The following is a 7,749-nucleotide window of genomic DNA, read 5'->3' on the forward strand; positions in this document are numbered from 1 at the left end:
TTTAACTAAAATCAGCCTTTCTTATTAGCACTTTTACTACGGCTACCTGTTTTTTTAGCAGGACTTCTCTTAGGCTGGCTTTTTTTGGTTTGGTTCATTTCACTAGATTGCAGCTTGGCTTTTAGATCGAAGTCAATTTGCAGCAGATCCATATTCACGCCAGCTACTTTTACTTTGACCAAGTCGCCAAGTCCGAATACGGTGCCTTTGTCTTTACCGATCAGCTGTTGCTGCTGCTCATCATAAACAAAGAAGTCATCACCGACATTTGAGATATGTACCAAACCGTCGATATACAAATCGGACAACGTAACAAATAGACCGAAGTTAGTGACGCTCGTCACCACACCGTCGAATTCTTCGCCAACATGATCTGTCATATAGTGACATTTGAGCCAAGACTCTACATAACGTGATGCTTTCTCTGCACGGCGTTCTGTATCTGACGTTTGCGTACCGGCCCCTTCAAGCGAAAAGTCCATTATGGGCTGCTGGCTATTCGTCACTTTTGCTTTAATAGCACGATGCAACATCAAGTCAGGATAGCGGCGAATGGGCGAGGTAAAGTGGCTATATTCGTCATAAGCCAAGCCAAAGTGACCGATATTGTCAGGGGCATAGTTTGCTTGCATCATTGAGCGCAGTAGCATGCTATGGATACTAATCGCATCTGGTCTATCTTTCGTTGCTTCGATAATCCGCTGATAATCTGCTTGTGTTGGATTCTCTTCTGGGAAAGGTAAACCAAAGTTTTTTGCATATTCATGAATACGCATCGACTTCTCGCCATCAGGTTTATCGTGGTTACGATACAAGACTGGTAGCTCATGTTTTAGTGCAAAATTTGCCGCACAGGTATTGGCCAGTAGCATACATTCTTCAATGAGCTTTTGAGAATCACCACGAGTTCGCGGTAAAATAGCTTCAATACCACCTTTTTCATTGAACTTGATGTACGTTTCAACCGTTTCAAATTCCATCGCATGACGCTCTTCGCGTTTTTTGAGCAGTAGCTCATAAAGCTGATGCAGCGTATCGACAGATTTTTTCACATCTTTATTGCCAGTTAATGATTTTGGCAATCTTTTATCATTTGGATTCACAAGATAATCGTTTACTTGATTATAAGTTAAGCGTGCTTGTGAATGCATCACTGACGGATAGAACTCATATCCTGTTACTTTTCCTGCTCGTGATATCTTAATATCGGCAACCATACAAAGGCGATCGAGATCAGGGTTCAAAGAACAAAGACCGTTAGACAGCACTTCAGGTAGCATTGGAATCACGCGATGCGGGAAGTATACGGACGTGCCGCGCTCATAGGCATTTTGGTCAAGTGGTGAATTCGGTGTCACATAGTAGCTGACATCGGCAATCGCAACGACAACACGGTAATTACCGCCAGAGCGTTTTTCAGCAAATACCGCATCATCAAAATCACGCGCATCTTCACCGTCGATAGTGACCAATGGTAGATGGCGCAAATCTGTGCGACCTTTTGTGTCTTTTTCAGTCGGCTCTTGATAATCAGCAGCTTGCTTAAGTGCAGCTTCACTAAAATCTGACGGAATATCATAATTAAGTAGGGTGGTTTCAATGATCAGTTCGCGATCATTGTCATCAGACAATACTTCAGTGATTTTACCAGTGCCAAACTCGTGCTGATTGGGCCAATCAATGATATCGACTTTAACAGGAGAGCCTTGCTTGGCATTTAACGCCTGCACATTATCATCAGTAACCGTAATCGGCTGATGATTGTTTGGACTGCCAAGCTCGACACAGTAGCCGTCTTCGTCACGAGCCAGCGTACCGATGAAGTTATTTTGGCGACGCTCAACTACATCGACAATGCGACCTTCGGTACGTCCACGGTTGTCCGTTGACGTGCCTACTGCCTCTACCGTATCACCATTAAATACCCAGCGCATCTGTTTTTCATGTAAAAACAAATCTGGCATATCGCTTAGTAGTACAAAGCCAAAGCCTTTAGGATGGGCAGAAACCGTACCTGTGACGACATCTTGCTTGGTCACTGTGCGATAGCGATAAGGACGACCTTCGCGGTTTACTTGTCCATCACGTGCCATCGCTTTTAAGCGATTGCCTAAAGCGTCAAACTGATCTGGGTCATCAATATTGAAGGCTTTTGCCAACTGTTGATGAGTGACTTCACCATGCTCACTGATCGTGCTCAATATCAGCTCACGACTAGGAATAGGATTGTCATATCTGGTTGCCTCACTTGAGGCGTTTGGATCGTTCCAACTCATAAATTACCGTATCTATTTTTAAAATTATTAATAAGGGCTATCTTAACACGAACAACGTTGCAATATCTTGCGCCAATTGTCTTATGTGTATTCAGTAGCAGGAGTCTGTCACCTTTAATAGGTAAAAACTGTCTCGAAAAATCAAATATCGACATCGACCGTACTTGATTTATTGGTTATCTTTTTACTGTCTATTTCTTTGGATACTTCCAATACAGTCGTCTGATTAGACTTATCGAGATATTTCTGTGCTTTGTCGACCTCGGTAGTCAACGTATTGACCGTTTGTTTCATGTTCTCTAACGCTTCAATTTTATAATTACTGATCATATCCATCGTATCATATACATTATTGAAGGCATTTTGTAGTTTATCAAGCTCAATACTGCTATTGGTCGCTTGCTCGTGGATTTCACCAGATTGGCGCTTGAGCATTGCTGAGGTTGATTCTATCAAACTACTGGTCGTTTTATTCAAAGCGGTAATTTGATCAAGCACGAGCTTTTGATTGGTCATAGCTTGAGCAACGACCACCGCCGTACGTAGCGCAGACACAGTGGTCGTAGTCGCACGATCCACCCCTTTAATCAGCTCTAAGTTATTGCGGCGTATCGTATCTAGTGCCAAATAGCCTTGTACGTTGACCGCCAATTGTGTCAAAAAGTCAGTGTTTTTTTGACGCACATAAAACAACATCTCTTCTTTAATAATACGCGCTTTTTCAGGATCAGTCGCTTCTATCGCATAGACTTTTTGTTCTAATTGTTCATCAATTCTTTTGCCGACATAGACATATTGACGAATAGACTGCATCAGCTCCCACATATTGACTTTTTCTTGCTCAATCATGGCATTGTCTTTGAGCAGCTCGTCCTTACCGTTATATAAACTAGTAACGACCGCATTGATATGTGATTGGGCAGACTCATACTGACGAAAGTAATCTTGTACTTTATTACCAAAAGGAATGAGACCAAATAACTTACGTGAGCTGGTCAGCTCCTTTTTACTTGGGTCTAAGTCTTCAACGATACCGCGCAGCTCCGTCAATGACTTGGCAATAGGGGAGTTGTCAAATAAGCTGTCATTCAGACTTTTCGCTGGCAAATCGAGCATTCGGTTAGAGACTTGCGCTGATTCACGAATCTCTTTCGTTCCCAAATTATGGATAGACTGTACGTTTTGCTGAAACTCTGAACTATGCACCGAGTTGTTAATCACATGATTGACAAAAGCATCGACTTTGGCATCGAGCTCTGGAATTTGATTTTCATCCAACTTGACCATTTGATCTGCTTCACTTTTTTGTATTTCTCTCACAGGTTCAGGCGCAGTCAAAGAGATACTTGGAGTCGTTGCGTTTTCTGGTGGGGTCAATTCTTGCATGAAGTTTCCTATAATATCTACAATGGAAGGAATTTTAGGTCGATGACTAGCGTTGTATTAAATGACTAGCGTTGTATTAAATGATTATCTTATATTAGATTACTGTGTTGTATTAAATAACAGTGTTGCATTAATAATTACATAGAAAGATAAACCGCAAAACAGGTGAATCATCAACGTGGATTTTTTATACACTCAATATTTTTTATTGAAATAGTATGAGTAGATCATGCCTTTAGACTAACTTGGAATGAAAAGGTTGAGAAGATGGGTTTTGTAAATTAGCGTCAGCTTATCATAACCAAAAACCACTATTTCTAGATTTGGATATTAAAAAACCATCAATATCACGCCGTATATTGATGGTTAAGGTTATAAATATCTATATTGACTAACAGCCATCTAATAAACAGATTACTTTTTCTTAGTTGGCCCAAGTAGCATACCCATTTGACGACCTTCCATCTTAGGGTACTGCTCAACGTTAGCAATCTCAGCAGTATCTTCGATGATACGATCTAGCTGCTTACGACCAATTTCTTGGTGCGCCATTTCACGGCCACGAAAGCGAATACTGATCTTAACTTTGTCTTGGTCTTCCAAAAAGCTGACGATTTTTTTCAGTTTGACCTGATAATCGGCTTCTTCAGTACTAGGACGCAGCTTCATCTCTTTCAGCTGAGTTTGCTTTTGGTTCTTTTTAGCTTCTTTCGCCTTTTGCTTTTGATCATAGAGGAAATGCTTATAATCCATGATTTTGCAAACAGGCGGCTTAGCATCTGGAACCAATTCGACCAAATCTAGATTGTCCTCACGTGCCGCTTTCATCGCGGTTTCGATATCGACCACGCCCATTTGTTCGCCGTCTTCTTTGACGAGACGGACTTCTTTGACATTGATATCTTCGTTGATGTTCAAACGGTTCGACTGTTTAATAGGTATTACTCCTCATCTGTTTTTGGGGTCTGTCGGCCTTTTTCAGCGACAGCGGTCTGCACTAATGTAATAAATTCAGGAACGCTCATCACGCCAAGGTTTTCGCCTTCACGCGTACGGACATTAACACTGCCCGATTCGACTTCCTTATCCCCTAATACTAGCATATAGGGAATGCGTTCTAATGTTTTCTCTCGTATCTTAAATCCAATCTTTTCGTTACGCAAGTCACTAATGGCTCGCAAACCTGCATTTTTTAGCTCATTAACCACATTTGCGCAAGCATCTGCTTGTTTATCTGTGATATTCATGACCACCACTTGTTGCGGTGATAGCCATACAGGCATCCAACCGGCATAGTTTTCAATCAATATACCGATAAAGCGCTCAAACGAACCTAATATAGCACGGTGTAACATAATAGGTACTTCGCGCTCGTTTTGCTCATTGACGAATTCTGCGTCAAGGCGTTCAGGCATGTTCGGGTCCACTTGAATGGTACCGCACTGCCAAACACGTCCTAAAGAATCCTTTAAACTAAATTCAATTTTTGGGCCATAGAACGCGCCTTCACCTGGCAAGTAATCCCAATCTAGTCCTGAGCTATCAAGCGCATCTGCTAAAGCTTTTTCTGCAAAATCCCAAGATTCATCACTACCCACACGTTTTTCAGGACGTGTCGAGAGTTTCATAATAGTATTATCAAAACCAAAATCTTCATAAACCGCAAGCGTTAGCTTGATAAAGTCAGCCACTTCCTGCTGAATTTGCGATTGAGTACAGAATATATGGGCATCATCTTGGGTAAAACCACGTACGCGCATCAAACCATGCAGTGAGCCTGACGGCTCGTTACGATGACATGAGCCAAACTCAGCCATACGTAGTGGTAAGTCACGATAAGACTTTAGCCCTTGATTGAATACTTGCACGTGACATGGGCAGTTCATCGGTTTTACCGCATAATCACGATTTTCGCTGGAAGTGGTGAACATATTGGTGGCATAGTTACCCCAATGTCCAGAACGCTCCCACAAGCTACGATCAACGATCTGTGGCGTTTTGATCTCTTCATAACCATTATCATGTTGCACTTTACGCATGTATTGCTCAAGCACTTGATAAATCGTCCAACCATTGGCATGCCAAAAAACCATACCTGGCGCTTGCTCTTGCATATGAAATAGATTTAACGCTTTACCAATCTTACGATGGTCACGTTTTTCTGCTTCTTCAATACGCTGAATATACGCTTTTAGATCTTTTTTATCTGCCCACGCTGTACCATAGATACGTTGTAGCTGCTCATTTTTGGCATCACCGCGCCAATAAGCACCAGACATTTTAGTCAGTTTAAATACTTTTAAGAATCTTGTATTTGGCACATGCGGGCCACGGCACATATCAACATATTCTTGATGATGGTAAAGACCAAAAGATTCTTCACCTGGCATATCGTTAATGAGCTTAAGCTTATAATCTTCACCGCGCGCTTCAAATATCTTGATGACTTCATCGCGTGGCGTTATCTTCTTTATGACGTCATAGTCTTGCTTTATCAACGCCATCATGCGCTTTTCGATGGCTTCCATGTGTTCAGGCGTAAATGGCGTCTCACTAAAGATGTCATAATAAAAGCCATCTTCGATTACAGGTCCAATGACCATCTTTACTTCAGGATAGAGCTGCTTGACCGCATGTCCAAGCAAATGCGCCGCCGAGTGACGAATGATATCGACACCGTCAGCATCTTTTGCCGTGACGATCTCAACTTTGGCATCATGAGCGATAGGGTCGGAGGCATCCACCAAATGACCATCGACACGTCCAGCAACAGTGGCTTTTGCCAAGCCCGGACCAATACTTTGTGCCACTTCCATAACCGTGGTGTTGCCTTCGAACTCTTTTACGCTACCATCCGGTAAAGTAATCGCTACCATAATCTATTCACCTGTTTTTGGGTCCGTTGGCAGTGATGATTGCAACCATCAATCATATAACCGTGAGACCACATCAATTTATTCAATCATTGTGATATGTTGTAAAACGATAGGCGTGACTGCTATGCACTGCATTTATCCTCTTACACCACTATTGATTATCTAATACGTATAACAGAGTCGTTACAATGGACAGTGTTCCGTATTTCGAAAGCGATTCAGTAGCATGTGAAAGAAAATATGTCACGTAACCCGCCATTATAGCAAAAACTGTCTATAAACACTAGATAGCAAGGGATCAGGTAAGACGACAGCTATCACCGCTTACTGATTTATTTATCGAGCAATTTAGACAGGCTTATTTTATTTTAGACAGACTTATATAGGTACTCCAGTGTGGGATGTCAATAGCTCAGAAACTATGTCAATTACTAGATTTTGAAAAATAATCTCCAAAGCTTAGTAACTATAACTATAACTATAACTATAAAGAGAGTAGCCGATGTCTGCTTTCAGTACTCTCATTAAAAACATCTCATCAAACTTCTAGACTAGGTATCAATACGCTCTAATTCAGTCAGGGCATGGTTACGATAATAGGTATCAGTGCGTATATTAAAGCCCATCTTCTGCCAAAAACTATTACCAATACCATTGGTTTGAAATATAAACAAACCTACTTTGCTTATGGTTAAGGCTTTCATTTGATCCAATACCATCTCCACCAATCTCTGAGCAATACTCTGATTACGATAATCTTGATGTACGGCGGTATGGTAAATATAGCCACGGCGTCCATCTTGACCTGCAAGGATTACTCCAACAATTTGTTTGTTTTCTTCCGCTACAAAACTTAGCGTTGGATTGCGCTGTAGCATACGAGCGATACCTTGCTGAGAGTCATCCACATCATTTAGTCCCATCCCTGCTGTGTTAAGCCATAATTGATATACAGCAGCATAATCATCAATCTTCATTTCGCGAATGTTCATCTTATCTTTCCTTAAAGTGAGTGAATAAACCAATATACATTCTATGAGGTGTATTTTGCGATGTGTATAAGTACTTTAGCCTTTTGAATAATAGAGCTAAAGAATAATAGAATAAACGTCTTAAAAATTATTTTCAGATAGTCCTTGACCCCTTATTAAAACCACGTATAATGCGTCCCAGTCGGAAGGGAAGGCAGTTTAGGGAATGATTCATCATTC

Annotated in this window: 5 protein-coding genes; all 5 read right to left on the reverse strand. The window is 41.3% G+C overall.

Going from position 1 to position 7,749, the window contains the following annotated elements; translation table 11 throughout:
• Positions 1–11: 11 nt before the first annotated feature.
• A complete protein-coding gene (rnr, locus tag JMX48_RS12705; RefSeq protein WP_201538380.1) occupies positions 12–2,276 on the reverse strand; it encodes a ribonuclease R in 2,265 nt (754 codons plus the stop codon).
• Between the two features lie 141 nt (positions 2,277–2,417).
• Positions 2,418–3,662: a toxic anion resistance protein gene (locus JMX48_RS12710; protein WP_201538382.1), complete on the reverse strand. Its 1,245-nt coding sequence runs from the start codon at positions 3,660–3,662 to the stop codon at positions 2,418–2,420.
• Between the two features lie 414 nt (positions 3,663–4,076).
• Positions 4,077–4,580: a translation initiation factor IF-3 gene (gene infC, locus JMX48_RS12715; protein ID WP_192523954.1), complete on the reverse strand. Its 504-nt coding sequence runs from the start codon at positions 4,578–4,580 to the stop codon at positions 4,077–4,079.
• A gap of 23 nt (positions 4,581–4,603) precedes the next feature.
• A complete protein-coding gene (gene thrS / locus JMX48_RS12720) occupies positions 4,604–6,538 on the reverse strand; it encodes a threonine--tRNA ligase (RefSeq protein WP_201538384.1) in 1,935 nt (644 codons plus the stop codon).
• A gap of 551 nt (positions 6,539–7,089) precedes the next feature.
• The gene (locus tag JMX48_RS12725) at positions 7,090–7,530 is read right to left on the reverse strand and encodes a GNAT family N-acetyltransferase (protein ID WP_201538386.1); all 441 of its coding nucleotides are present in this window, start codon (positions 7,528–7,530) and stop codon (positions 7,090–7,092) included.
• Positions 7,531–7,749 lie beyond the last annotated feature (219 nt).

Source organism: Psychrobacter immobilis (genome assembly GCF_904846225.1).
GTDB lineage: Bacteria > Pseudomonadota > Gammaproteobacteria > Pseudomonadales > Moraxellaceae > Psychrobacter > Psychrobacter immobilis_F.